The following is a 23217-nucleotide window of genomic DNA, read 5'->3' on the forward strand; positions in this document are numbered from 1 at the left end:
CAGAGTCAGGTTTTTACCCTGTCGCCCTCAAATCCCCATTTTGCAAGTCGCTTTTAGCGCACTGATTGCCAACGAGGCGAGTCCTCCATTTTAAATCATTGGACGTGGCCAAAATGGTGGTTTTGACCCTGAAAATGCTCGATAAAGGCCAATTTAAGGGAATCCACCGAGCCAACAGATAAGACAAATTCACCGTAAACTGCAGGCCATGACCAGCAAACATCCCTTACTCAATAGAAACCTGGTGCTGCTGATCATTTGTCAGGGCCTATTTCTGACGAATAACGTCACTTTTATCGCCATCAATGGCCTAGTGGGTCTCAGTCTGGCACCCGTCAGTTGGATGGCTACCTTACCAGTGATGGGCTATGTAGTTGGAGGCGCCTTTTCTACCTCCATCGTAGCCAAATCCCAAAACTATTTTGGGCGCAAGATTTCCTTTCAATTAGGCCTACTGGTGGCTATGCTGTCCGCTCTTTTATGTGCCTATGCTGCTGTGAGCAAAAACTTTTGGCTTTTGGTTGTGGGCACCTTTATTGCGGGCTACTACAGCGCCAATGGTCAACTTTATCGCTTTGCTGCAGCAGAACTAACGGATTTAAAGCAACGTGACAAAGCCGTTTCTTGGGTGCTTGCCGGCGGCATTCTTGGCGCCGTCATTGGACCCAATCTTGCTTCATGGACGCGAGACCTATTTGATACCGCCTTTCTGGGCGCTTACCTGACCCTCTCTATCGCCGGCTTCATTGGTATCTTTGTGATGCAGTTCATTCACTTCCCTCAAGAGTTAAAGACTCAACACTCACTCTCTGATGGTCGCCCCTTAAGCGTAATTCTTCAGCAGCCTGTATTTGTGGTTGCCATCATTGGTGCAGCTTTAGGTTATGGCGTGATGAATCTATTAATGGCGGCTACGCCCTTAGCGATGCAGATCTGTGGATTACCTTTCTCGGACACTGCTTTGGTTCTAGAGTGGCATGTGATTGGAATGTTTGCACCCGGATTTTTTACGGGCTCCCTCATTCAGAGATTTGGGACATTAAAGATTATGGGTGTCGGAGTGTTACTGAACTTCGTCTGTATCGCCATTGCGCTTACCGGTACTGACCTGCATCAATTTTTTATTGCTTTATTTTTACTAGGTGTCGGCTGGAACTTTTTATTTACTGGCGCTACATCCTTGGCAATGACTGCCTATCAGCCTAACGAACGAGACAAAGCTCAAGCGGCAATTAACTTTTTTGTCTTTGGCACCATGGCTTTCACCTCTTTTGGTTCAGGCGCCCTCGTCACCTCTCATGGGTGGAGCATTCTGAATTGGGGATCACTGGCTCCTGTCGTGATTACCGGTCTTGCGCTTTACTGGCTTGCTCAGCAGCGTAAAAAGTCACAGACTCCAGCTTAGGAAGTTTTTGCCAGCGGCAAGTTAAATAGTAGATTTTGAGGTTTTAGCTTGAGCTGCTGCTGATCATTCATGGCGATAGCCATATAGACCGGCTTACCTGCTTGAGTCTTAGCTACAGCAGCTTCGTCAATAAAGTCCAGTCGGAATAAGCAAATGACTTTTTGCAGCTCATCCGCCTCAACTAACTCTTTGTTGTAAAGCTTATTCAGAATTTCAGTTGCAGCCGCATCCAAGCCAACATGCCATGACCATTTGGGATCGCTAATTTGCTGCATAGGTGTTATGCGAACGCTGGCACCCAAAAAATGCTTGACCCATTTTTCTAAAACACGGCAAAAACGATTAATAGGCTCGTGCCCAAAATTGAGCTGCACTGCCAAATCAAAATCTTCATTACGCGACCAATACTCATCCGCATTGTCTTCATGGAGCACGTCTAGATCTGCGGACCTCATGGTCATCGACTTACCCTTTAACAAATCCATGATGTCGCCCGTATCGCCAGCCTGGGCATTGCGAGCGACTACTTCCTCGTCGGCGCCCATCACGATGCCATCTTCAATGACAGTAATTTTCTGATTTCTGAAAAAGAGCTCCCCCATGCGCACCTCCAGTGGATGCGCTTCATCGCCCAAAATATGCCTGATAAAAATTTGGGCTAGCAGAGAAATAAATAAAGGCGGGACATCCACTCCCTCGCCTTTGAAGAGGCTCATATAAAAGGCCTCTAGAGAGCTAGCTGACAATAGGCGCGCCCGATAACGCAACCAGACACGATAGTTCTCCTGAATATCCTCATCAGCCATTGCAGCAATATCTGCTTCAACCACTTCAGCGCGAGGGTTATCCGTCAAACGCTGATGCAAGGTCCGTTCAGCGGGGCAAGATTCCGGCACTAGCGCGAGCTCAGGCCTCGCCATATATGTACGCAAAAAGTCGTCTGTAACCAGCAACTGGCGATCGGGGCTGATTGCCAGGGTCTTATATGCGGAATTTACCCAATAATTTGTCATACGTTTTAACTAAAGTTAGCGTGCCATCAGAATTTATAAAGCTCAGAATATACTAGCCAGTCAATTTGCGTGAAATAGGAAAACATCATGAGTGAACTTAAAAAAATCGATACCGTTGTTGGCGAAGGCAAAGAAGCTGCAGCAGGTAATCATGTGGACGTACATTACACCGGCTGGCTATACGACGAAAAGGCTGCTGATCACAAAGGTCAAAAGTTTGATAGCTCATTAGATCGCGGTCAACTCTTTAGCTTCCCTTTGGGTGCTGGGCATGTCATTAAGGGCTGGGATGAAGGCGTAGCGGGGATGAAAATTGGTGGCAAACGTACTTTGATCATTCCTTCTGAGATGGGTTATGGTCCTCGTGGTGCTGGCGGCGTTATTCCTCCAAATGCGACTCTCGTATTTGATGTGGAATTACACGGCGTTAACTAAGAGATCTGAGTAGGCAGTAAAGCAAAAGCCACCCGAGGGTGGCTTTTTATATTTTGTAATTCTGACATCTTAAGAGCGGATGTCTTTGCCATTCAAGGTTAAGCGATTCGTTGAGCGGTTTTGGCACAAGCTAATGAGGCGATTTCTTTCCGCCATAACCTTGTCAGCGTAACCACCGTCATCCTCAGCGTTGGCAGCGCCTACGTAGTACTTCAAGCCATTGCGCAATGAACCAGCTGTAGCAATCAGATACTTCAGGATATAGGCGCCAACACGAATGTTGACCTCTGGCTTAACAGCCTCAGAGGTGCCGCCAAAAATTGCATACTTATCTTTATGCACCGAAGTCATTACCTGCATCAAACCTTCAGCACCAGCATGACTCTTTGTATTTGGGTTGAAGTTGGATTCCACAGAAATCACTGCCAACAAAAGGACTGGATCAATGTTGACTTCTTTAGCAATCAAGATCGTATTAGAAACATACTCTTCAATCTTCGAGCGATCGAGACTATATTTCTTCTCAAAGAAATCTGCCACCGCCCGTTGGTTCTGCAGGGAACCCATAAGGTTGCTATCTAAAGCCTGAGGATCAATCTTTGAACTTGGAATGCGATCAGACAAATGAGAAATCGATTTCACCTGCATTTGCGCTACAGAAGGCATCAACAGAGCGACCGTTTGTTGCTTGGCACTTGCCAAACCAGTAGTGGCTGACAATTTGGATTTGTTATAGATCACTGCCGCGATTTCAGTATCTGCAGCAGGGGCAGCAGCCAATTCATTAGCGTCTTTATATTGGTTGAGCATGCCAAAGCCATTGCTCCAAACCATGTGACGGGCTTCATCCGGAACCAGAATACGCGCTAGGTCGAAAGCACCAGCGTTAGTACCGTTGCCTGAAAGCCAAAGACCAACCACCATAAATACAGTAACAACGAGTAGGCCATTAATGACTCGATAGACCGGAGCCATGGCATGCGCTAGCAACTCTTTGGCAACCAACATGCTTGGCTGCGGATTTTGCATATCGCTCAAATTGTTAGATAAACATTTACTCATTCATTGTTTGCAAGACCTCATAAAAACCGTACTACCGTTTTATGCTGCATTGCAATATCTTAAAAACATGGGTCATCCTAAGAAGATTCTTATATCAAGTCAAGAATAAAGAAGTAAGAAGCCATAACTTATTGATCTAGAAATCCGGGAGTTCCCGGATATGCACCCTAAAAATCATATATAAGCTAATAAAATCAATAACTTATAAAAGTTAGGAGGCGCTAATTTCACTCTATAAAAAAACCATCTAAGAGAGACTTTTTTACGTTTTTCCACAAATTGTGAAGCCCAAAAACCATACATCTAGTGTTTTCATGACTCCATTTTTCTAGGGGTAGTAGGCAATCAGGGCCTACTGCAACGCGCCATCTACTAAAGCAGATAGGGCGATACGCGGCACTTAAGACAAAGAAATTGGACTGCAATGTCGAGATTTCTTATTAGCTATGGAGCTAGTTCTAGATAAAAATTTGGCATCGCCGCAAGGAGAGGTCCTACACTTAGAACCCATGAAGTTTCTGCGTAGCCTACTGACCCTTGCGGCCCTCCTCTCTACCTCATTACATGCTTTTGCAGCCTTTGAAGACTGCAAGGATCTCTTTCCTCGCCAGCAAATACCGGTAAGCACTCAAGCTGGACGAGACCTCTGCTTCGACAGCTTTGCGATTTATTACTCACCTCAAGATAAGAAACCCATCTACACGGTAGAGAAACTCAACAAGGAGCAATTTTCTACCCCGCACCCACGCAGAAGCAATCAGTTTTATGAAGAGGCCAGATTGCCATTCTCTGAGCGGGCCCTACTCTCAGACTACCGTGGTAGCGGCTATGACCGTGGCCATAATGCACCTGCAGGCGATATGAGCAATGAACGTTCAATGGCCCAATCATTCTCATTGGCAAACATGATGCCCCAGGCAAGACAAAATAATCAGGGCATCTGGGCGAAGAATGTTGAGGAGCCTACACGAGCCTACGTTAAAAGAGCTGCTGGCGATATTTATGTATTTACTGGCTCCACCGGCAATGCTGGAAGCATTGGCAGAAGTCGCGTGACAATTCCGAGCCATCTTTTCAAGCTGGTTTATGACCCCAGCAAAAATACTGCATGGGCTTACTGGATTGAGAACACCAATGAAGCCAACATGACTCCCCCCATTAGCTATCAAGAGTTGGTACAAAAAACGGGGATTGATTTTCAAATACCCGGAATTGATGATGCGATCAAGCTGGGTGCTATAACTGCGGAACCCTTGAAAAAACAGGGCCTGAAGCCATTGATTGGTGGCTGGTATCCAGTATTTTTTGATGCATATTCTTCAAGCAAGCTCAATGGAGTCATTGAGAACATCAAGGCGGGTAAGGTGGAGAGTATTCAAGTTCAATATGACCGTAATGAGAGTCTCGCGAAACAAATCGTCTTACAAATTGAATCTCAGACCAATCTCAAGGTAAGCTTGATGCAAAGCAGTCCACCAGAATCTGCAACAGTGACCTACGAACGCAATCGCGTCACCCTCATTATTCGCTCAAAGTAATTTGGATTTAGCCGCAAGACCATGGGCCCGCTGGATTGGCGCCAACAGTCCACGTAAACCATTGTGATCCAAGGTATGCATCAACTCTAGCAATTGACCCAACTCGCTCTTAGGGAAACCTTCGCGCGCAAACCAAGCTAAATAATTCCCCGGCAAGTCTGCCAAAGCACGCCCTGCGTACTTACCAAAAGGCATCTTCATCAAAACCAGTTTTTCTAGGGACTCAGCGTTCATCTAGAGAAATCTTACAAGCAAACAAGAATGAGCTTATGGATTTCACCATTTTTGAGATCGTGGTCATTTATTTAGTTGAGAATCATTCTCATTTAGTGTTATATTGAGAACCGTTCTCATTTAGATTAATAACCAAACTACTAAAAAGATGAAATTCAACCTCAAAAAACTACTCGCCTTTACCTGTTTTATAGCCGCTGCCATCCATTTTTCACTCGCCCATGCAGGAGAGGGGACATTTGGCTGGATTTATACGCTTGATCTACAGCCAAAGGGGAGTATTGAGTTTGAGCAGCGCCTGCAATTAAATAAACAACAGGCAAGTGGTTCATACAATGCATGGCTCTCAAGAACAGAGCTTGAGTATGGTGTTACCAATGATTTTCAAATTGCCGGTTACTTAAACGCCTATTACGTTAATGCGAATCAAAATTACACTAATCCCGAGGCCTGCGGTGACGCAGCCACCTGCACTGGTGGACAACCCGTTCCTGAAGGTCACAACCCTGCTGCGCCATTTCGTAAAAGTGGTGTTGAGGGTGGATCATTAGAGGCGATATACCGCATCACCAATCCCGTCACCTCACCAGTTGGGGTGGGTCTTTATTTAGAACCCACACTTGGTAGAAATAAAAACGAAATTGAAGCAAGACTCTTATTGCAATCCAACTTTATTGACGATCGTTTAGTTGTTGCTGGAAACGTTGTAGTTGCTAATGAACAATTAAAATTTGTTGGGAATGGCAACGTACCAGAATCAATGCTGGATTTCTTGGTTGGCGCCAGCTATCGCTTCGCCCCCAAATGGTCTGCAGGTGTAGAAGCGCGCTTCCATAATGACTACTCTAGCTACAACCTCCAAAACCAAGTTCAAAAGGCAACATTTGTAGGGCCAAACGTTCACTATGCAGCTAAAGACTGGTGGATCACCGGCGCATGGCGCTATCAATTAAAAGGCAATACATGCATGGGCGATGGCACTGCTGAATGCTCTAACGCACGAGTCTGGGATAGCCACTCAGTAAATGAATTCATCGTCAAAGTTGGCTTCCCCCTTAATTAAAAGAAAGAACTTATGGAAATCCAGAATCTATTAGTTGCAGCCCTCACTCACTTGGTCAAATTTCAAGCTACGCAATGCCAAACAGCTAGGCAAAGAGCGGTAATGATGTTTGAAAAACTATCCACTCTTCAAGGCGTTAACCCAGAAATCCAGGCGCTTTGTAATGAAGCAAACGAATTACTTACCGCATAAAAGAAATCATGATTTGGAAACCTTACCCGTTAGCTGCAATTGGCATAGCAATGATGAGTGCACCCATCATTGCCCATGCAAAAATTTATATTTCTGTAGAACAGGCACAGAAGATTCTCCTTCCTAATAAGGCGCTCTCAAAGACGCCCATCATCATTACCGATGACCTGCAAGAAAAGATGCGCGTGGCATCTAGCATTCGTCACCCTTTTCAAGGAGATCGCATCTGGAGAGCATCTGACGGTAGTTGGCTTGTCATTGATGAAGTGGTTGGCAAGCACGAGATGATTACCTATGCAGTTGCCATCAATCCCAATGGCAGCATCTCCGGCATCGAAATACTGGAGTATGTAGAGTCTTATGGCTATGAAGTGTCTGAGGCGCAATGGCGTAAGCAATTTATTGGCAAGACTGCGAATGACCCTATTAAGCTCAATCAGGACATTCAAAATATTGGGGGAGCCACCCTCTCTTGCAAGCACCTCACTGATGGTGTGAAGCGAGTTGCCGTTTTATATGAGCTAGCTCTTAAGAACACCTCTTCGCCAAGCGCCCAAACCCAAACTATCAAAGCAAAATGATTCGTTGCAAACCCCTGCTAGGGACTTTTGTTGAAATCTCTATTCGAGAGAATGAAGATGGATTGGAGGCGATTGAAAACGCGTTTACTGCAATTCAGAAAGTCCACGACCTCATGGGGTTTCATAATCCCGAGAGTGAACTCAGCCTCATCAATCAACTTGCCCACAAGGAAGCCGTTGAAGTTCATCCGTGGACAGCCCAAGTAATCAAGATTGCTAAAGAAGTTTATTTGGCTTCAGATGGTCTATTCAATTGCGGCATTGGCCATCGCCTCGTTGCTGCAGGCTTATTACCGCGACACATCACTTTCACAAACCATGAGCTTGGCGGTATTGAAGATATACAGTTTTTGGCGCCTGACCTCATCAAATCAGATCGACCAGTGTGTCTGGACCTTGGCGGCATTGCTAAAGGGTTTGCGGTTGATATGGCAGTGAGAGTATTAATCTCTGAGGGATTAACATCGGGCTCCGTCAATGCTGGTGGTGACTTACGGGTCTTTGGCAAAACCGCATTACCAATTCAGATCCGCAATCCAGAGTTTCCTGAAAAGCTGATTGAGATTGGCTCCTTGAAAGATGGCGCTATTGCAACTAGCAGTCTTTACTTCGCAAAAAGAGATCAACAGTTAAGCCACATCATTAATCCCCTGGCCCAGCATCTTTCTGAAGTACACGCTGAGGTTTTAGGCTCATTCTCAGTTCTTGCTAAAGAGTGTGTCTATGCAGACGCTCTCACCAAAGTTCTAGCCTTATCCAATAATGAGTATCACCCCTGTTTCACACGGTTTTCAGCACAAGCTTTGAGAATTGCCGCATGAGCCGCCTTGGAAAAATGCCGAACTGGCAAAGAAAGTTTGTGATTGTTGGGATGATGACCTGCTCTATTACAGGCCTTATGTATCTACTAGGTCATCAATTTCAGATACAGCGAACCACTCTTGGCACTCATAGCATCCTAGCTGCCCATGGCATCGCCGCTATGCTGGCAATCTTGGCTCTTGGATCGGCGCTACCGTTTCATATCAAAGCGGGCTACAAGTCCAATAGGAAGCGCTGGAGTGGCTTTAGTCAATTAAGCTTTTTAGCAGTACTGCTAGTTACAAGTGCGCTGCTATATTACGGCCCCGAAGAGGTTCGCGACATTACGATCGATACCCACTGGATGACTGGCTTACTCTTCTTTGTTATTTTTTTGCTGCACGCATTTCAAAAACTGCGTAGCACCAACCCACACAGCTAAAGAACTTACTTCTTGCAATAGTGCTTATAGAGCAGACTCATGACTGCTACAGCTACTTCACTAGCTAGAGAATAGTAAATCTGCTTACCTTCTCTGCGTGTCTTTACCAACTTTTCTGTACGAAGCACAGTTAATTGCTGTGATAGCGTAGGCTGATGTAGATCTAAAGCGGCTTCTAGCTCGCTCACACACTTTTCACCTTGGCCAATTTCACATAAGAGCATCATGCGGTCGCTATTTGATAAGACTTTCATTAACTTGCAAGCATCAGCGGCCGACGCCTGCATTTTCTTGAGCTCGGATTTTGTAATAGTCATATTAGAGAGCGTTTAAAGGAATTTTTAAATAGGATTTGCCATTAGCTTCTGGCTCAGGCAGATGACCTGCACGTATATTGACTTGAATGGATGGCAATATCAGAGTAGGCATATCTAGAGTCGCATCGCGCTTACTGCGCATTTGCACAAATTCTTCCTCGCTGATTCCATCGTGCACGTGGATATTGGATTTCTTCTCCTCACCTACCGTTGTGCAATAGGCTTCAGGACGATCTGTTGGCGGGTAGTCATGACACATGTATAGCTTTGTCTCGTCAGGATAAGCCAATACTTTCTGAATAGACCGATATAAAGTCTGAGCGCTACCGCCCGGAAAGTCGCAGCGCGCCGTACCAACATCAGGCATGAAGAGGGTGTCCCCAACAAATAATGCATCCCCAATTTCATAAGCCATGCAAGCAGGTGTATGGCCAGGCACATATAAGGCTTTTAAGGAGAGATCACCAAATTGCAAAGATTCACCGTCTTTTAATAAGTAGTCAAACTGAGATCCATCAATAGAAAATTGCTCATCAAGATTAAAGACACCCTTAAATACCTTTTGCACATTAGTAATATGATCGCCAATGACAATCTTGCCACCCAATTTACTTTGAATATAAGGTGCCGCAGTTAAGTGATCGGCATGTGCATGAGTTTCAAGTACCCAAGTTAGCTGTAATTGCTCGCTTTGAATAAAGCCAATCACTTCATCAGCAGACTCAGTGGAGGTTATGCCTGACTTAGGGTCATAGTTCAATACGGAATCTATGACTACGCAGGGACTTTTCTTGCCCGCATAAACCACATAGGTAAAAGTCCAGGTTTCTGGATCAAAAAACGCCTTAACGTCAGCACTCAATTTTGGGTTCACGGCAGACTTTCCTAAAAATATCCTAATTACCGCTCTAAAAGAGTAATTGATATATATATTTATATATTATCTTAATATAAAATTAATTGCAATGGACTACTCGATCTTTATCAGCCCCGCCCTAGGCCTTATCGTAGGTTTACTAATGGGTCTTACCGGCGCAGGAGGCGGCATACTGTCTGTTCCTCTGCTGGTTTTTGTCCTACATCTACCGGTAGCCGAAGCAGCGCCAGTCTCGCTCTCAGCCATTGCTCTATCTGCAGGTGTGGGCGCACTACTGGGATTAAAAAATAAAATTTTGCGTTATCGCGCTGCAGGCTTTATGGCCGCATTTGGACTTCTCCTCTCGCCATTAGGTCTTTGGGTGGCACAACGAGTTCCCAACGCACCGCTACTAATTCTTTTTAGTGCCACGCTATTTTTTGTCTCTACCCGTTTACTACTTCAGGCGAGAAGAGAAATTCTTAAACTCCCCAGGAAAAAGCGTAAGCCACCCCCATGCCTACTGAATCCAGAAGTAGGTAAATTGAGTTGGAATATTCCCTGCGCTAGGTCATTAATGCTCTCCGGAAGTTGGGCTGGCTTTCTGTCGGGACTATTGGGAGTTGGTGGCGGCTTTGTCATTGTCCCGGCATTGAAACGCTATACAGACTTGCAAGTGCAATCGATTGTTGCAACCTCGCTGGGCGTGCTTGCCATTATCTCTGGCGGTGGCGTAGTCTTTTCTGCAGTCTCAGGCAATTTGGATTTATCGCTTGCAGCACCCTTTTCTTTAGGGGCTCTATGTGGCCTTCTGATTGGAAGAGCACTAGGTAAAAAATTAAGCGGGCCAAGACTCCAGCAAATCTTTGCCATACTCACCTTTGGCGTTGCAATCAGTCTTACTATCAAGGGCGTTAACGCCTTATGAGAAAACCCCTCCGACCCCTTCTCTATATACTCACTATCAGTCTTCTGGGAGTTCTGCTGATGTCCATCAATAAACCAAGCTCTTTGCTATCAAGCTCTATTAGTTCGATTTCTGGCACGGTTAGCAATCTCAATAATGAGTTGCTCGAATACGTAAATCCTGAAAAGCCAACCCACGACCATTCCTCGGTCTACTACAAGCGCTTTTTTATCTCTAAATTTAATTTGGGTGATAAGGTAATTGAAGCCAAGTTTTCATCGCCGATGCAGATTGCTGATGGCGATCAAATCGCAGTAGCGGGTTATCAAAAAGGTGAAGCTCTTCAGGTTCTCGCCTACAACAACCAAACTCAACAAGTCAGCAGCAATGAAAATTGGATCATCCTCGGACTGGGGGCACTCTTCTTTTTTGCCGTAGCGATTAGCTTACTTAATAGTGAATTGGTAGCTGAAGGTGCATTGATACCTAAGCTCTTTTTATTTGGATTTACCTTAGTTGCCATTTATATGGGTTATCGCGCCCTGCTGATACGGGAAGCAGTAAAGCTCTTAGCTAGCTAAAAAGAAAAAGCCCTTATTGCTAAGGGCTTTTTTAATACCAGTAGCTTGAATGACTACTTAGTGACCACCAGCGCCACCCAAGTAAGCTGCTTTCACAGCAGGATCATCCTTGAGCTTTGCAGCAGGTCCATGAGTAGCAATCTTGCCATTCTCCAACACATAACCGTAGTCAGCTACATTCAAGGCTGCTGCAGCGAACTGCTCAACCAACAACATGGTCACACCTTGTGACTTCAAGTTAGAGATGATCTTAAATACTTCCTCAACCAAAATTGGTGCCAGACCCATTGATGGCTCGTCCAAGAGAATAATCTCTGGATTGAGCATCACGGCACGAGCCATAGCCAACATTTGCTGTTCGCCACCAGATAGCGTTCCGGCCAATTGATTACGACGCTCTTTTAGGCGAGGGAACATTTCGAGTGACTTTTCCAAGTCATTCTTGATGTCGCCTTTTGGACGGCTACCTGTAAAGCGTGGAAATGCGCCCAACAATAAGTTGTCAGTTACTGACATGGTTGTAAATACGCGACGACCTTCAGGGCTGTGTGCCAAACCCAGGCGAGCGATTTTATGAGAGTCGTAACCATCAATTTTTTCACCGCCTAGAGTGACCTCACCAGCTGTTGGCTTGATCATGCCAGTGATAGCACGCATGGTTGTTGTTTTGCCGGCGCCGTTTGAGCCAATCAAAGTGATAACTTGACCTTTAGGAACATCAATATTGATGCCATGGAGGACTTTGACTTTGCCGTAGCCTGCTTCAAGATTCTTAATAGATAACATGGTATTTACCGATTCAATATGTTCTAGTGATTAAGTACCCAAGTAGGCATGAATCACCTTCTCGTCTGCCTGAACTTCAGCTGGTTTACCTTCTGCAATCTTCTGACCGAAGTCCAATACAGAAACGGTATCGCAAACTGACATCACCACATCCATGTGATGCTCAATCAGGATGAAGGTAATACCGCTATCGCGGATCTTACGAATAATGCGCAAGAGTTCTTTAATGTCAGGAGCTGTCAAGCCTGCTGCTGGCTCATCCAACAAAAGCAACTCAGGATCCAATGCCAAGGCACGGGCAATCTCGAGCAAACGCTGCTTACCGTAAGGCAAGTTGCGCGCTTCTTCATTAGCCAAATCATCTAGACCAACGAACTTGAGAAGCGCCATTGCACGAGCATGGGCCTCAGCTTCTTCACGCTTGTAGCGTGGCAGATTCAATGCAATCTCCACCATGTTCGACTTGAAGGTGTGATGCAAGCCAACCAAAATATTTTGGATGGCAGTCATTTCACCGAAAAGCTGAACGTTTTGGAAGGTACGTGCAATACCAGATAAGGCGATGTCGGAAGATGTCTTACCAACAACGCTTTCGCCAGCGTACATCACGTTACCAGCTGTAGGTACATAGATACCTGTCAACACGTTCATCATCGTGCTCTTACCGGAACCGTTAGGACCGATCAAGCCATGAATAGTCCCGCGCTTGATGCTCAGATCAACATTATTCAATGCCTTCAAGCCGCCGAACTGCATTAATACAGAGTCAACCTTCAAGAGCTCAGCACCAGCATTCGCGTTAGATACATTACTAATGAAGCTGATAGAGTCATCAACCACTTCAGCATCACCACCACGTGTAGTTTTTGCTTTGCCAACGATCGATTGATAGAAGCTCTTCGCGAAACCAACAATACCGTTTTGCAAGTAGTACACCACCAACAAAATCATGAAGCCGAAAATACTCAAGCGCCAGTCGGAAATCGTATTGAGCCAGAATGAGAATGCGGCCAAGCCTACTACGCCAGCGATAGGTACAGCAACGCGACGCGGAGTAGTTGTCTTCTTGGACAAAGCCATGCCGGCACCAATTAGCACTACAACTGCAATGATCGAGGCAACGATTCGGAACAGGCTGATATCGTCCAAGAGCTTAGGTAACAACACAATGATGGCTGCGCCAATCAAAGCACCGAGGCGAGACTTACGTCCACCCATAATGATGCCGAGCAAGAACAAAACAGCAAGTTCGTTGTTGTAAGTATTTGGTGAAATATATTGCTCAGAGTAGGCGTACAAGCAACCAGCCAAACCTGCAAAAGCAGCGCTGATCACAAATGCGATCACCTTAAAGCGATATACGGAAACGCCCATACAGTCACAGGCAATCGGGCTATCACGCAAAGCTTCAAAGGCGCGACCAATTTGTGACTTTACAAAGCGATCTACAACAATCATGGAAAGAATCAAAATGATGCCAACCATCCAGAAGTACTCTGCCTTGGTCATTGGCACGCCCATTAAATCAGGCTTTGGAATCTTGATGCCCAATGGGCCTTCAGTCAACCAAGTCATTTCATTAATCAGAATCTGTGCAATGGTTCCGAAAGCCAAGGTCACCATCGCCAAATACGGTCCAATTACCTTCAGGGCTGGCAATGCCAAGATACCGCCGAAGATCGAGGTCACGATGATAGATGCAGGTAGCGTTCCCCAAATTGTCCAGCCAAAGTGGAAGTACAAAACACCAGCGGTGTATGAACCGATACCAAACAGAGCTGCGTGGCCCAAGGAAACCTGACCAACATAACCCACCACGATGTCTAAACCATATAACAAGATGGTATAGATGAGAATGGTTTCAACTAAGTGAATGTAATAAGGGTTATGGACAAACAACGGCAAACAAAAGAGTGCCGCAATCGCAATTAATAGCGGTATTAGAGACTTCTTCATCATTAAACTTTCTTAATTGCAGATTTACCAAAGAGACCAGATGGTTTGTACGCGAGTACAAGCAACAATAAGATCAAACCTGGAACGTCTTTGTAGCCAGTGGAGATATAGAAACCGGTTGCAGTCTCAACAATTCCGAGAATCAAGCCGCCCACAATAATGCCCATACCACTGGACAAGCCGCCAATAATCGCTACCGCGAAAGCTTTCAAACCTAATGCGCCACCCATGGTTGCGCCAGTCAGCGTCAACGGCGCAATCAACACACCAGCAAACGCTGCGGTCAAAGAAGAAAGCGCATATGAGAAGGTAATCACGACGCTGGTATTAATACCCATCAGGCCTGCAGCGTCACGGTCGTTTGCTGTTGCTACAACCGCCTTACCGTAAATTGTTTTACGGTTAAAAAATTCTACTAACAACATCATGACCAACGCGCCAACCACCACCAAAATTTCCATTGGCAGAATACTTGCGCCCAAGAAGCTCATTGGCTCCATTGGCAATGGTGATGGGAATGGCAATGCATCGCGACCCCAAATGTTTTCTGCAACGTTTTTGAAAATAATACCGAGAGCAATGGTGGACATAATCCAACCAAACTCGGATTTAATTTTGATCGCAGGACGTACGCCGATTAACTCAACGAAGCTACCCTGAATCATGCCGAATAAGCAAACGACCGGAATCATTACCCAGTAGTTCATGCCAAAAGTGTCAACGCAGGTTAAACCTACGAGAGCACCCAACATCAGCGCTTCACCTTGACCGAAGTTCAAAGTGCCTGATGTGGCAAAAGTGAGCTGGAAACCGAAAGCGATTACCGCATAGATCATCCCCACCGCGATACCGCTTGAGAGGATTTGTGCAAGCATGTCCATTATTGTTGGCCTAAAAGATACTTAAAACTGTTTTATTAACGAATCCGACATTGTAAGCAAAACGCCGCTTTTTGGGCGGCGCTTTGTTTTAACAATTGCTGCAGTGCAAAATAAAGTTATTTTTGCCCGCTTTACTAAGTTGAATTACTTCTTCTTAGGAGTTGCGTCCTCAGCATTCAAGAATTCAACGCGACCGTTTTCAACTACACCCATCACTACGTCTTTCATCTTAATAGCGTCGTGATCAGTTGCAGAGAATGGCTTGTTGTAAGTAATAACAACACCGTCAACTGGAGCCTTCAGATCTTGCAATGCTGCAACAATCTTTGGTCCTTCTGTGCTGTTTGCTTGCTTAATAGCGGCTGCCAAGAGGTAAACAGAGTCATATCCTTGTGCTGCAGAAACTGGAGATGCAATGTTGTTGTTCTTTGGCTTGAACTCGGCCAAGTAAGCTGCTTGGAAAGCTTTACGCTTAGCTGTTGTAGATGGAGTCTGAATGTAAGTTTGTGGCATTGTTGCGCCGTTACCATTCTTACCAGCTGTATCAATAAAGCTAGCCATAGACAATGTCCATGAACCAATCATTGGCTTCTTCCAACCCAACTTCGCCATACCGTTAGCAATTTGTGCCAACTCTGGTCCGATTGCGTAAGTCAAAATCACATCAGCACCAGCATTTTTTGCTTTGAGCAATTGTGAAGTCATGTCAACGTCACCAATGTTGAATTTCTCAACCGCTACCGGTGTTACGCCATAGCCTTTCAATGCTTTCTCTAAGTCCTCACGACCCAACTGGCCGTAGTTTGTAGAGTCAGCCAAAATTGCGACTTTCTTCAAGCCACGCTTTTCAACCGCCTCTTTAGCGATCAATGGTGCTTGAATATTGTCAGGAGCAGCATTACGGAAAACATAGTTTTCTGGTGCGTTAGGGAATTGCTTAGTCAAGATAGAACCAGTAGCAACGTTATTCATTACTGGAATCTTGGCATCTTGGTAGAAGCGCTGGGAAGCCAATGCAACACCAGTATTGATGTAACCAAGAGTAGCAACTACTTTTTCGTTGTTAATCAACTCTTGTGCAATTTGCACGCCACGCTCATTTTTTGCTTCATCATCGCGCTCAACCAAAACGATTTTGTTGCCGTTGATACCACCAGCAGCATTAATCTCTTTCGCAGCAAGACGCACACCATCACGCATACTTACACCCATAGAGGCAGAGCCGCCAGTGAATGGTCCTGATACACCAAGTTTGATATCGGCAGCGTAAGCACCGGTTGCAAGCATCGCAGTAGCTGCTACTGCAAAAATGTGACGACGAATGTTCATAAAGTCTCCATGACTAAAAATTGCTAATGAATAAATACTTTTTTATGGGTAAAACACAAACGAACAGTAATCTTACTGTTAATACAATGGCAAAAAAAGAGGTATCTATTAGGGTTTTACATTAGCCCCTAGAGAGTCAATTTTTTATGAAAAATGCCGCTTGAGTTTGAGTGCAATGCTTGGCCAAAATAAATTCACTATCAAGCCAGCGATCACTAACCCCGCCGCCTCGATCTTCCATGGGGGCAATGGTTCGGCCAAGAAATAAGCAGCAGCACCCATACCAAAAATAGGCACCAGCAAAGGTGCAGGCGCCACTACCGCCGCAGGATGCTTAGAGAGTAGCCAAGCCCAAGCTGCATAGCCAAAGAGGGTATTGGCCCAGGATTGCCATAGAACCCCGGCCCAAGCCCCTACTGGAGCAGAGGTTAATGAACTACTGATGTGGCTCCACCCACCCTCAAATAAATAGGACACGACAAATAAGGGTGGAATAGCAAATCCACTGGCCCAAACCACATAAGCCAGCATATTGATAGAACCCGCCCTACGGCTAACAGTATTAGCCACCCCCCAGGAGAGACCAGCGAATACAACCAAGGCAAGCCCGAGGAAAGTCGTGTTGGCATCAGTGTGCAGTGCAATAACTACCAAACCTACGATGGCAACCAGCAACGCCATTATTTGATAAGTTCGCAAACGCTCTTTAGCAAAGAACATCGCAAAGCCGATAGTAAAAAATACTTGTGTCTGAATTACTAATGAAGCAAGGCCAGGAGAGATGCGGCCATCGATCGCGAAATACAAAATCCCGAACTGTCCTACGCCCACAGCCAACCCATAAACACAGAGATTGATCCATGAGACTTTGGGCATAGGAAAGAAAAGTGCCAAAGGTAAAAAAGCAAAGGTGTAACGAAGTGCGGCAAATAAGAATGGCGGAAAAGCATTTAGGGATAACTTAATCACCACAAAATTAGTACCCCATACGGCCACTATGGCTAGTGCCAGCAATAAATGACTCGCTGGCAATGAGTGGCTTTTTTGTGGAATGTTATTCACGCGTGAGTAATTCTGCTACACGCTCTGCAATCATCATGGTCGGTGCAGCAGTATTGCCTGAGGTAATAGTTGGCATCGCTGAAGCATCAACTACCCGTAGATGATGAATCCCTCTCACACGTAGCTGAGAGTCCAGTACGGCCATCGGATCATCTGCGCGGCCCATCTTACAAGTACCCACTGGATGAAAGATCGTAGTACCAATATCCCCTGCAGCCTTTACTAACTCTGCATCGGTTTGATACTGTGCGCCGGGCTTATATTCTTCTGGTGCGTATGGTGCGAGCGCAGACTGTTCAACAATCTTACGAGTTAAGCGCAATGATTCTGCCGCTACTTTGCGATCTTCATCTGTCGACAAATAATTGGGGCTAATGACTGGCGGTGCCTCTGGATCAACTGAGTTGATGTGGACACTACCGCGTGAAGTAGGACGTAAATTACAAACGCTGGCAGTGAATGCATTAAATGAATGCAAGTCTTCGCCAAACTTTTCCAAGGACAAGGGTTGCACGTGATACTCCACATTCGCGCTCTTTTGCTCAGGCGAACTATAAGCAAACGCGCCCAGCTGTGATGGTGCCATCGACATGGGGCCAGAGCGCTTCAATACATACTCCAAGCCAATCATCATCTTGCCCCAGAGTGTGTTGGCTTTAGTGTTTAAGGTCTTAATGCCATTGACTTTGTAAACCATACGTAATTGCAAATGGTCTTGTAGATTCTCGCCAACACCTGGAAGATCAGCAATCACTGGAATACCTAATTGTTTAAGGTGTGATGCGGCACCAATTCCAGAGCGTTCCAATATTTGTACGCTACCAATAGCCCCGCCGCTTAGTAATACTTCACCACCATGCTCAATGGCACATAAGGCTTCATGCGCTTGACCATTCTTAATGTACTCAACACCGTAACAATTTTTAGTTACAGGATCAATCTTGAGTTTGTTCACTACTGCTTCAGTCAATACCGTGAGATTACCGCGCTTTGCAGCATCTCTTAAAAAGGCTTTAGAAGTATTTAAACGCCAACCAGCGCGTTGACTCACATCGAAGTAACCTACGCCAAAGTTATCACCACGATTGAAGTCATCAGATGCTGGAATGCCCGCCTCTACTGCAGCATCCTTAAATCGATCCATGATGGGCCAACGCAAGCGTTGCTTGGAAACCGTCCACTCACCACCTTTGCCGTGCCATTGATTAGCAGCACTGTGGTAATCCTCGAATGACATATAACGCTTGAGTGCGTTTTCCCATGACCAAGAGTCATCGCCAGTTGCTTGTACCCAAGACTCGTAATCACCTGCTTGGCCACGCATGTAGATCATGCCGTTAATAGAAGAGCACCCGCCCAGAACACGACCGCGCGGATACAACAAAGATCTGCCGTTTAAACCCTTTTCGCTAGCCGTCTTAAAGCGCCAATCTGCTCTTGGGTTATCTATGCAATATAAATATCCAACCGGAATATGAATCCAGATGTAGTTGTCATTTTTGCCAGCTTCAATCAGCAGGACTTTCTTGTTGGGGTTTTCGGTCAAACGCTTAGCCAACATGCAGCCAGCACTACCCGCTCCGATGATGATGTAGTCGTAAGTGTTTGTTTGAGTCATAGCTTTATGTTGATTGCAATATTCCAACGCCATTATTTACCAATACAAAAATTCAGGTATTTCTTGGTATTTTTGTTGATTTGTTATAGAATCAAATTTGATCTAATATTAGATCATGAGAACTACCTTTAAAAAAGCGTTTGCCCAATTTGTAAAAAAGGCTTCCAAGCCTTTGCAGTTGGAAATTGAAATTAGGGTAGATGAGGTTTGTAATAACCCTAGAATAGGCCAACAAAAGTTGGGGGATCTACAGGGGGTTTTTGTTTATAAATTTCGCTTTAATGGGCAGGAATATTTAATGGCTTATCAATTTGATCATTTTTCAGGAGTGGTTGAAATAACTTGGATTGAATTTTGCCAAATCGGACCTCATGAAAATTTTTATACGCAACTAAAAAGATCTATTCGATTCAAATGACAATCTTCAGCCGCTTCAATACAGAAAGTGAGGGCTATATATGACTCAATACATGACCGCAGAGGATCTGTTTGCTCACGTGCAAAAAATGTCTTCAAAAGAACGTATTAAATTTTTCTCTTTAATTGCTATAAATGCTTTCCAAGAGACCGACTATACGCATGAGCAGGTATTTGGGCACCTAAGAAATGCAACCTTTTCATCAGAAGAGGCGGCAGAGTTTTTAGAAATCTCTATTCCCACTTTGCGTAGATACGTTCAGACCGGAAAATTAAAGCCGTCTTCAATCATTGGCAGAAGCCAATTGTTTTCCAGTGCCGATCTGAAGCTACTAAAACAAAAAATAAACAAAGAATAGGTAAAGTTCAATACCCGTCTAAAATAGCAATATGCATATTAATGAGAAGAATCGCACTCCAAAGGTGGTTGACGCCGAGGAAGGGCCAAGCAAGTCAGAGTTAAAGCGCCAAATGACTGAGCGCCAAAAGCTGGCCGAGGTTTTGGCAGCCCTCAGTAGCGATGCTTTGAAAACGATTCCTTTGGATGAGGCCATCAAAGCCGCTATTGCGGAAACCAACAAGATTAAAAGTTTTGAGGCAATACGTCGTCACAAACAATATCTTGGCAAACTCATGCGCTTCTTGGATGCAGAAGAGTTAGATGCTATTCAGAAACGTCTAGATGCTATACAAGGTGTTAGCAAGGCGGAAACTGCCAAGCTACATTTTCTAGAAAGCTATCGCGATAGATTAATTGCGAACGACGAAGCATTTACCAAAATGATTGAGCAATATCCCGATATGGATATTCAGAATATGCGCACCTTGATTCGAAATGCGCGTAAAGAGAAAGAGCAAAACAAACCACCTAAAGCTTATCGTGAGATCTTCCGCGTTCTCAAAGATATGGGTCTCTAAGCTTAGCTTGCTTTAGACCTTCAGCTTGTTCGCTGGAACTTCTATCCAACGATAAACATAGTTAGCTGCAATCGCGCTGGTTGTTACAACCCCCAACATCAATGCAATAGCCAATGCGCCACTTTCGTGAGCATGTAAACCGGATGCAATGTAAAGCGTGTTTGCCAGTAAGATGAAGGCGAAGTGAATTAAAAAAGCGCAATACGAACGCTGACTTCCCCAAGCTATTACCTTACCAACAATCCTCTGTGCAATATCTTTAGGATATTGAGCGTCGCCCCATAAGTACAAAGCAAGCGCTATCAACCAAGCGAGAATGTTTCTAAGCCATACCTGCTGAAACGAAGCGGCTGCAATAATCAAGCCAATCAAAATCAATACTACCTTCGCTAAGCGCTGGATTCCCAAGTCCTCAAAGCGGCTCGCTAAATATGCTAAAACACCTAAGCCATAAGATCCAATGAAGTAAATAAAATAAGCTTCATAGTCACCAGAGCGATTGAAAAACAATAGAGAGCTCACAGCCAATACACTGATTAACCAAATTAACGCCTGATATCTCGGAAAAGAGACAAACAAGATTGCTAGCACTGAATACAGCTGCCAATCGATTGCGATATACCAAGCACCAGCAGAAATGGAATCTAAGCCCAAGATTCCTTGGATAAAAAAGAGGTGTGCCAAAAATTGCGCAAGGGTTTCTGATTGACCGACAAATTCATCATTGACCCAGAGGCGCGCAATGTAGGCGCACACAATAGTAAAAATAAGTGCAGCAGCATATGGCGCAAATAAACGAAGATAGCGATTTAATATCAGCTTGAGTAAACCATTGGCGCTAAATTGAATATTGGCATATCGACTTAAAGACTGAGCCGCAAGATAGCCCGCCATCACCAAAAAGATTTGTACTGCATAACGGCCGTACTCAAACAGCCAAGTCATGAGGCCCGGAAGGACGCGACGCGCATCCTCTGCAATTTGCCCATAACTAGAAAGATGATGCAGGATGATTAATAAGGCCGCAAAGACCTTGAAAGAATCAATCAGAAAAAGCGGGGCTGCTTTCTTCAAAAATTACTTTGACTTGGATTTGCCCATCAAAGAAGCTAGCAAGGGATTTGCACCCGCTAGCTCTTTTTTAGACTTTGCTGCGGCTTCAGCGGTGCCTGGCTTAGGAGACTTAGCAGCGTTCTTCATTCCCTGCGCAGTTTTCAAAGCCAAGTTCTTATAGAGATCGGTTTTTTTCATTGCCATGATGCAGACTTTTTATCCTATGTTTCTACTCTATAAATCCATATCGACTAATTTGCTATTAATTTATTTAATGAGTGAGCGTGCTGCTAAGCCCATAAACAACAATGACCAGCCTTGCAATAAGAGCTCAATTGCAATCAACATGCCAGGAAGCCAAAGACTAGACTCAGGATAGCCATTCATGATGAGTACGCCCATTAAGATAGAAAGCGCTGAAGAGAGTACCAACCAGAACCATTCGCGGAAGTGACGATGCTGAAATGCAGAGATTAAACGCAAGGCACCCGTTACAAAAAAGATTGCCGCCAACCAGAGAGTAATTGCTTCAAGGGCAGGAATTGGGAAAGCCCAAGTAAAGAGTGCTGCAGCAATATAAAGTGCCGCTAGTACAAGCTGTACACCTACGCTTTTCCAGCCATGTGATTTGAGAGCATGAGCGCCTTGCAAGATGCCACCAGCAAACAAAAAGATACCCAAGATATTCACTGTGACAAATGAAAACAGTGTTTGACCAGCAATACCAATCATACCCAGCACGATGAATAAAATGCCCAGACCAATTAAGGCACCTGGAACCTTGGCGGCTGCGCCTAATACTTTTGTGCGGAGCTCTTGAATTTGAGCATTGGATAGTTCGGTCATAAAGGTACTTTCTGTTTTAAATAGGCGCTACTAAAAATGAAACAACTAGGCTAGCTTACAAAGTATTGTCAACCGAATCAATAAATTGACGTACTGTTTTATTAAATACTTCTGGCTGCTCAATATTGGATAAGTGCGCCGCTTCTTCTAAGATCACCATTTTGGAGTGATCTATTAGGCGGTGCAAAACTATGCCTTGGTCAACAGTACAGGCTGGATCAGAGCGTCCTGATAACACCAAGGTGGGAGTCTTAATCTTCAATAACATTGTACTTTGTGCCATATCTCGTACCGCACTGCCGCACGCCATATAACCAGCAACATTCGTCCCTAGGATCATTTGACGCACTTTTTCAATTTCTTGTGGAGCGCGCTGAATAAAGGGGGCGGTAAACCAACGTTGAATCGTGCCATCAACTAAGCCAGCGATACCTTGAGTGCGAGCAATTTGAAAACGGTCTTCCCATAAGCTACGTGGCGGCATTTCTGAAGCGGTGTTGCAGAGTGTTAGAGACAAAATGCGGTCAGGAAAGCGTGCGCCCAATTGTTGGCCGATCATACCGCCAATCGATAAACCCATAAAGTGAGCCTTCTGAATGCCAAGCGCATCCAATAGCCCAATTGCATCATCTGCTAATTGAGCGATAGTGTATGGACCCTCACTAAGACCAGAACCTCCATGTCCTCTTTTGTCGTAACGGAGAACACGATAGCGATCGGCTAAAGCGGGTACGTTGCCATCCCACATGCTGCCATTGGCCATCAAACTATTTGCCACTAATAAAACAGGGCCATCTTCAGGGCCATCAAAACGGTAGGCAATATCAATGCCATTCACTTTAATTACTTTTAAATCCTGCATTTGACTCATTGATCTCCACCCTATCTTTAGTTCTCGCTATCTTTATTAATCTCTATTGATCT

At 44.9% G+C, this 23217-nt stretch carries 28 protein-coding genes; 13 read left to right on the top strand and 15 right to left on the bottom strand.

Features of this window, described 5'->3' with window-relative positions:
- The first annotated feature begins 208 nt into the window (after positions 1-208).
- A complete protein-coding gene (locus ICN19_RS02725; RefSeq protein ID WP_216245599.1) occupies positions 209-1405 on the top strand; it encodes an MFS transporter in 1197 nt (398 codons plus the stop codon).
- Here ICN19_RS02725 and ICN19_RS02730 read toward each other — a convergent pair.
- Positions 1402-2418: a DUF6352 family protein gene (locus ICN19_RS02730; protein WP_216245601.1), complete on the bottom strand. Its 1017-nt coding sequence runs from the start codon at positions 2416-2418 to the stop codon at positions 1402-1404. The two genes, ICN19_RS02725 and ICN19_RS02730, sit on opposite strands and share 4 nt — an antisense overlap.
- An 87-nt stretch (positions 2419-2505) precedes the next feature.
- Between ICN19_RS02730 and ICN19_RS02735 the strand changes: the two genes are divergently transcribed.
- Positions 2506-2853, top strand: coding sequence for an FKBP-type peptidyl-prolyl cis-trans isomerase (locus ICN19_RS02735; RefSeq protein ID WP_072583173.1), 348 nt, complete (start codon positions 2506-2508; stop codon positions 2851-2853).
- A gap of 69 nt (positions 2854-2922) precedes the next feature.
- Here the strand turns inward: ICN19_RS02735 and ICN19_RS02740 are convergent, their stop codons facing one another.
- Positions 2923-3882: a transglycosylase SLT domain-containing protein gene (locus ICN19_RS02740; RefSeq protein WP_255536942.1), complete on the bottom strand. Its 960-nt coding sequence runs from the start codon at positions 3880-3882 to the stop codon at positions 2923-2925.
- Between the two features lie 542 nt (positions 3883-4424).
- On the opposite strand from ICN19_RS02740, the gene ICN19_RS02745 reads away from it, so the two are divergent.
- Positions 4425-5453 (top strand): DNA/RNA non-specific endonuclease, encoded by a 1029-nt coding sequence (locus ICN19_RS02745; RefSeq protein WP_216245606.1) that lies wholly within the window; start codon positions 4425-4427, stop codon positions 5451-5453.
- Here the strand turns inward: ICN19_RS02745 and ICN19_RS02750 are convergent.
- Complete coding sequence (locus ICN19_RS02750; protein ID WP_216213938.1) at positions 5445-5687, bottom strand: DUF3820 family protein; 243 nt, start codon at positions 5685-5687, stop codon at positions 5445-5447. The genes ICN19_RS02745 and ICN19_RS02750 overlap by 9 nt on opposite strands.
- A gap of 148 nt (positions 5688-5835) precedes the next feature.
- Here ICN19_RS02750 and ICN19_RS02755 point away from each other — a divergent pair, with 148 nt between their 5' ends.
- From ICN19_RS02755 to ICN19_RS02775, 5 genes are read left to right on the top strand one after another with little or no spacing between them, the layout of a single operon-like run.
- On the top strand, positions 5836-6750 hold the full coding sequence (locus ICN19_RS02755) for a DUF6662 family protein (protein ID WP_216245607.1): 915 nt from the start codon (positions 5836-5838) through the stop codon (positions 6748-6750).
- A gap of 12 nt (positions 6751-6762) precedes the next feature.
- Positions 6763-6942 (top strand): hypothetical protein, encoded by a 180-nt coding sequence (locus ICN19_RS02760; RefSeq protein WP_216245609.1) that lies wholly within the window; start codon positions 6763-6765, stop codon positions 6940-6942.
- An 8-nt stretch (positions 6943-6950) separates the two neighbouring features.
- Complete coding sequence (locus ICN19_RS02765) at positions 6951-7523, top strand: FMN-binding protein (RefSeq protein WP_255536913.1); 573 nt, start codon at positions 6951-6953, stop codon at positions 7521-7523.
- Complete coding sequence (locus tag ICN19_RS02770; protein WP_216245610.1) at positions 7520-8344, top strand: FAD:protein FMN transferase; 825 nt, start codon at positions 7520-7522, stop codon at positions 8342-8344. The genes ICN19_RS02765 and ICN19_RS02770 overlap by 4 nt, the downstream gene beginning before the upstream one ends.
- The gene (locus ICN19_RS02775) at positions 8341-8766 is read left to right on the top strand and encodes a hypothetical protein (protein WP_216245612.1); all 426 of its coding nucleotides are present in this window, start codon (positions 8341-8343) and stop codon (positions 8764-8766) included. Before ICN19_RS02770 ends, ICN19_RS02775 begins: the two co-directional genes overlap by 4 nt.
- Positions 8767-8771: 5 nt before the next feature.
- On the opposite strand, the gene ICN19_RS02780 is transcribed toward ICN19_RS02775, so the two are convergent.
- On the bottom strand, positions 8772-9083 hold the full coding sequence (locus ICN19_RS02780; RefSeq protein ID WP_216245614.1) for a metalloregulator ArsR/SmtB family transcription factor: 312 nt from the start codon (positions 9081-9083) through the stop codon (positions 8772-8774).
- Between the two features lies 1 nt (position 9084).
- Positions 9085-9945, bottom strand: a complete 861-nt coding sequence (locus ICN19_RS02785) for an MBL fold metallo-hydrolase (protein ID WP_216246020.1) — start codon at positions 9943-9945, stop codon at positions 9085-9087.
- 103 nt (positions 9946-10048) lie between these two features.
- Between ICN19_RS02785 and ICN19_RS02790 the strand changes: the two genes are divergently transcribed.
- Complete coding sequence (locus ICN19_RS02790; protein ID WP_216245616.1) at positions 10049-10867, top strand: sulfite exporter TauE/SafE family protein; 819 nt, start codon at positions 10049-10051, stop codon at positions 10865-10867.
- Positions 10868-10926: 59 nt separating this feature from the next.
- Positions 10927-11427, top strand: coding sequence for a hypothetical protein (locus tag ICN19_RS02795; protein WP_216245617.1), 501 nt, complete (start codon positions 10927-10929; stop codon positions 11425-11427).
- A gap of 57 nt (positions 11428-11484) precedes the next feature.
- Here the strand turns inward: ICN19_RS02795 and ICN19_RS02800 are convergent, their stop codons facing one another.
- The 6 genes from ICN19_RS02800 to ICN19_RS02825 form a co-directional block, all read right to left on the bottom strand.
- Positions 11485-12213 carry an ABC transporter ATP-binding protein gene (locus ICN19_RS02800; RefSeq protein WP_215348454.1) on the bottom strand — a complete coding sequence of 243 codons (729 nt, stop codon included), beginning with the start codon at positions 12211-12213 and terminating at the stop codon, positions 11485-11487.
- Between the two features lie 30 nt (positions 12214-12243).
- Complete coding sequence (locus ICN19_RS02805; protein ID WP_216245618.1) at positions 12244-14172, bottom strand: ATP-binding cassette domain-containing protein; 1929 nt, start codon at positions 14170-14172, stop codon at positions 12244-12246.
- On the bottom strand, positions 14172-15050 hold the full coding sequence (locus ICN19_RS02810; RefSeq protein WP_216245619.1) for a branched-chain amino acid ABC transporter permease: 879 nt from the start codon (positions 15048-15050) through the stop codon (positions 14172-14174). The genes ICN19_RS02805 and ICN19_RS02810 overlap by 1 nt, the downstream gene beginning before the upstream one ends.
- Before the next feature lie 144 nt (positions 15051-15194).
- Positions 15195-16379 carry an ABC transporter substrate-binding protein gene (locus ICN19_RS02815; RefSeq protein ID WP_216245620.1) on the bottom strand — a complete coding sequence of 395 codons (1185 nt, stop codon included), beginning with the start codon at positions 16377-16379 and terminating at the stop codon, positions 15195-15197.
- A 144-nt stretch (positions 16380-16523) separates the two neighbouring features.
- Positions 16524-17411, bottom strand: coding sequence for an EamA family transporter (locus ICN19_RS02820; protein WP_216246021.1), 888 nt, complete (start codon positions 17409-17411; stop codon positions 16524-16526).
- 22 nt (positions 17412-17433) lie between these two features.
- Positions 17434-19059 (bottom strand): GMC family oxidoreductase, encoded by a 1626-nt coding sequence (locus ICN19_RS02825; protein WP_216245621.1) that lies wholly within the window; start codon positions 19057-19059, stop codon positions 17434-17436.
- A gap of 115 nt (positions 19060-19174) precedes the next feature.
- Between ICN19_RS02825 and ICN19_RS02830 the strand changes: the two genes are divergently transcribed.
- From ICN19_RS02830 to yjgA, 3 genes are read left to right on the top strand one after another with little or no spacing between them, the layout of a single operon-like run.
- Positions 19175-19477 (top strand): type II toxin-antitoxin system RelE/ParE family toxin, encoded by a 303-nt coding sequence (locus tag ICN19_RS02830; protein ID WP_216245622.1) that lies wholly within the window; start codon positions 19175-19177, stop codon positions 19475-19477.
- Between the two features lie 40 nt (positions 19478-19517).
- Positions 19518-19835: a helix-turn-helix domain-containing protein gene (locus ICN19_RS02835; protein WP_216245624.1), complete on the top strand. Its 318-nt coding sequence runs from the start codon at positions 19518-19520 to the stop codon at positions 19833-19835.
- A 31-nt stretch (positions 19836-19866) separates the two neighbouring features.
- Positions 19867-20394 (top strand): ribosome biogenesis factor YjgA, encoded by a 528-nt coding sequence (gene yjgA / locus ICN19_RS02840; RefSeq protein ID WP_216245626.1) that lies wholly within the window; start codon positions 19867-19869, stop codon positions 20392-20394.
- Between the two features lie 12 nt (positions 20395-20406).
- Here yjgA and ICN19_RS02845 read toward each other — a convergent pair whose 3' ends face one another.
- From ICN19_RS02845 to pcaD, 4 genes are all read right to left on the bottom strand, one after another.
- Positions 20407-21468: an acyltransferase gene (locus tag ICN19_RS02845; RefSeq protein WP_216245628.1), complete on the bottom strand. Its 1062-nt coding sequence runs from the start codon at positions 21466-21468 to the stop codon at positions 20407-20409.
- A gap of 3 nt (positions 21469-21471) precedes the next feature.
- Positions 21472-21651, bottom strand: a complete 180-nt coding sequence (locus tag ICN19_RS02850; RefSeq protein ID WP_216245630.1) for a hypothetical protein — start codon at positions 21649-21651, stop codon at positions 21472-21474.
- A gap of 63 nt (positions 21652-21714) precedes the next feature.
- Positions 21715-22293: an HdeD family acid-resistance protein gene (locus ICN19_RS02855; protein WP_216245632.1), complete on the bottom strand. Its 579-nt coding sequence runs from the start codon at positions 22291-22293 to the stop codon at positions 21715-21717.
- 55 nt (positions 22294-22348) lie between these two features.
- Positions 22349-23164, bottom strand: coding sequence for a 3-oxoadipate enol-lactonase (gene pcaD, locus ICN19_RS02860; protein WP_216245635.1), 816 nt, complete (start codon positions 23162-23164; stop codon positions 22349-22351).
- Positions 23165-23217: the final 53 nt, after the last annotated feature.

The organism is Polynucleobacter sp. AP-Capit-er-40B-B4, assembly GCF_018882245.1.
In the GTDB taxonomy this organism is placed as follows: Bacteria; Pseudomonadota; Gammaproteobacteria; order Burkholderiales; family Burkholderiaceae; genus Polynucleobacter.

Bases quoted from the DNA above. Each gene is read 5' to 3' on its own strand.
- ICN19_RS02725 (WP_216245599.1), top strand. From the start codon at position 209: ATGACCAGCAAACATCCCTTACTCAATAGAAACCTGGTGCTGCTGATC.
- ICN19_RS02730 (WP_216245601.1), bottom strand. From the start codon at position 2,418: ATGACAAATTATTGGGTAAATTCCGCATATAAGACCCTGGCAATCAGC.
- ICN19_RS02735 (WP_072583173.1), top strand. From the start codon at position 2,506: ATGAGTGAACTTAAAAAAATCGATACCGTTGTTGGCGAAGGCAAAGAA.
- ICN19_RS02740 (WP_255536942.1), bottom strand. From the start codon at position 3,882: ATGCAAAATCCGCAGCCAAGCATGTTGGTTGCCAAAGAGTTGCTAGCG.
- ICN19_RS02745 (WP_216245606.1), top strand. From the start codon at position 4,425: ATGAAGTTTCTGCGTAGCCTACTGACCCTTGCGGCCCTCCTCTCTACC.
- ICN19_RS02750 (WP_216213938.1), bottom strand. From the start codon at position 5,687: ATGAACGCTGAGTCCCTAGAAAAACTGGTTTTGATGAAGATGCCTTTT.
- ICN19_RS02755 (WP_216245607.1), top strand. From the start codon at position 5,836: ATGAAATTCAACCTCAAAAAACTACTCGCCTTTACCTGTTTTATAGCC.
- ICN19_RS02760 (WP_216245609.1), top strand. From the start codon at position 6,763: ATGGAAATCCAGAATCTATTAGTTGCAGCCCTCACTCACTTGGTCAAA.
- ICN19_RS02765 (WP_255536913.1), top strand. From the start codon at position 6,951: ATGATTTGGAAACCTTACCCGTTAGCTGCAATTGGCATAGCAATGATG.
- ICN19_RS02770 (WP_216245610.1), top strand. From the start codon at position 7,520: ATGATTCGTTGCAAACCCCTGCTAGGGACTTTTGTTGAAATCTCTATT.
- ICN19_RS02775 (WP_216245612.1), top strand. From the start codon at position 8,341: ATGAGCCGCCTTGGAAAAATGCCGAACTGGCAAAGAAAGTTTGTGATT.
- ICN19_RS02780 (WP_216245614.1), bottom strand. From the start codon at position 9,083: ATGACTATTACAAAATCCGAGCTCAAGAAAATGCAGGCGTCGGCCGCT.
- ICN19_RS02790 (WP_216245616.1), top strand. From the start codon at position 10,049: ATGGACTACTCGATCTTTATCAGCCCCGCCCTAGGCCTTATCGTAGGT.
- ICN19_RS02795 (WP_216245617.1), top strand. From the start codon at position 10,927: ATGTCCATCAATAAACCAAGCTCTTTGCTATCAAGCTCTATTAGTTCG.
- ICN19_RS02800 (WP_215348454.1), bottom strand. From the start codon at position 12,213: ATGTTATCTATTAAGAATCTTGAAGCAGGCTACGGCAAAGTCAAAGTC.
- ICN19_RS02805 (WP_216245618.1), bottom strand. From the start codon at position 14,172: ATGATGAAGAAGTCTCTAATACCGCTATTAATTGCGATTGCGGCACTC.
- ICN19_RS02810 (WP_216245619.1), bottom strand. From the start codon at position 15,050: ATGGACATGCTTGCACAAATCCTCTCAAGCGGTATCGCGGTGGGGATG.
- ICN19_RS02815 (WP_216245620.1), bottom strand. From the start codon at position 16,379: ATGAACATTCGTCGTCACATTTTTGCAGTAGCAGCTACTGCGATGCTT.
- ICN19_RS02825 (WP_216245621.1), bottom strand. From the start codon at position 19,059: ATGACTCAAACAAACACTTACGACTACATCATCATCGGAGCGGGTAGT.
- ICN19_RS02830 (WP_216245622.1), top strand. From the start codon at position 19,175: ATGAGAACTACCTTTAAAAAAGCGTTTGCCCAATTTGTAAAAAAGGCT.
- ICN19_RS02835 (WP_216245624.1), top strand. From the start codon at position 19,518: ATGACTCAATACATGACCGCAGAGGATCTGTTTGCTCACGTGCAAAAA.
- yjgA (WP_216245626.1), top strand. From the start codon at position 19,867: ATGCATATTAATGAGAAGAATCGCACTCCAAAGGTGGTTGACGCCGAG.
- ICN19_RS02850 (WP_216245630.1), bottom strand. From the start codon at position 21,651: ATGGCAATGAAAAAAACCGATCTCTATAAGAACTTGGCTTTGAAAACT.
- ICN19_RS02855 (WP_216245632.1), bottom strand. From the start codon at position 22,293: ATGACCGAACTATCCAATGCTCAAATTCAAGAGCTCCGCACAAAAGTA.
- pcaD (WP_216245635.1), bottom strand. From the start codon at position 23,164: ATGAGTCAAATGCAGGATTTAAAAGTAATTAAAGTGAATGGCATTGAT.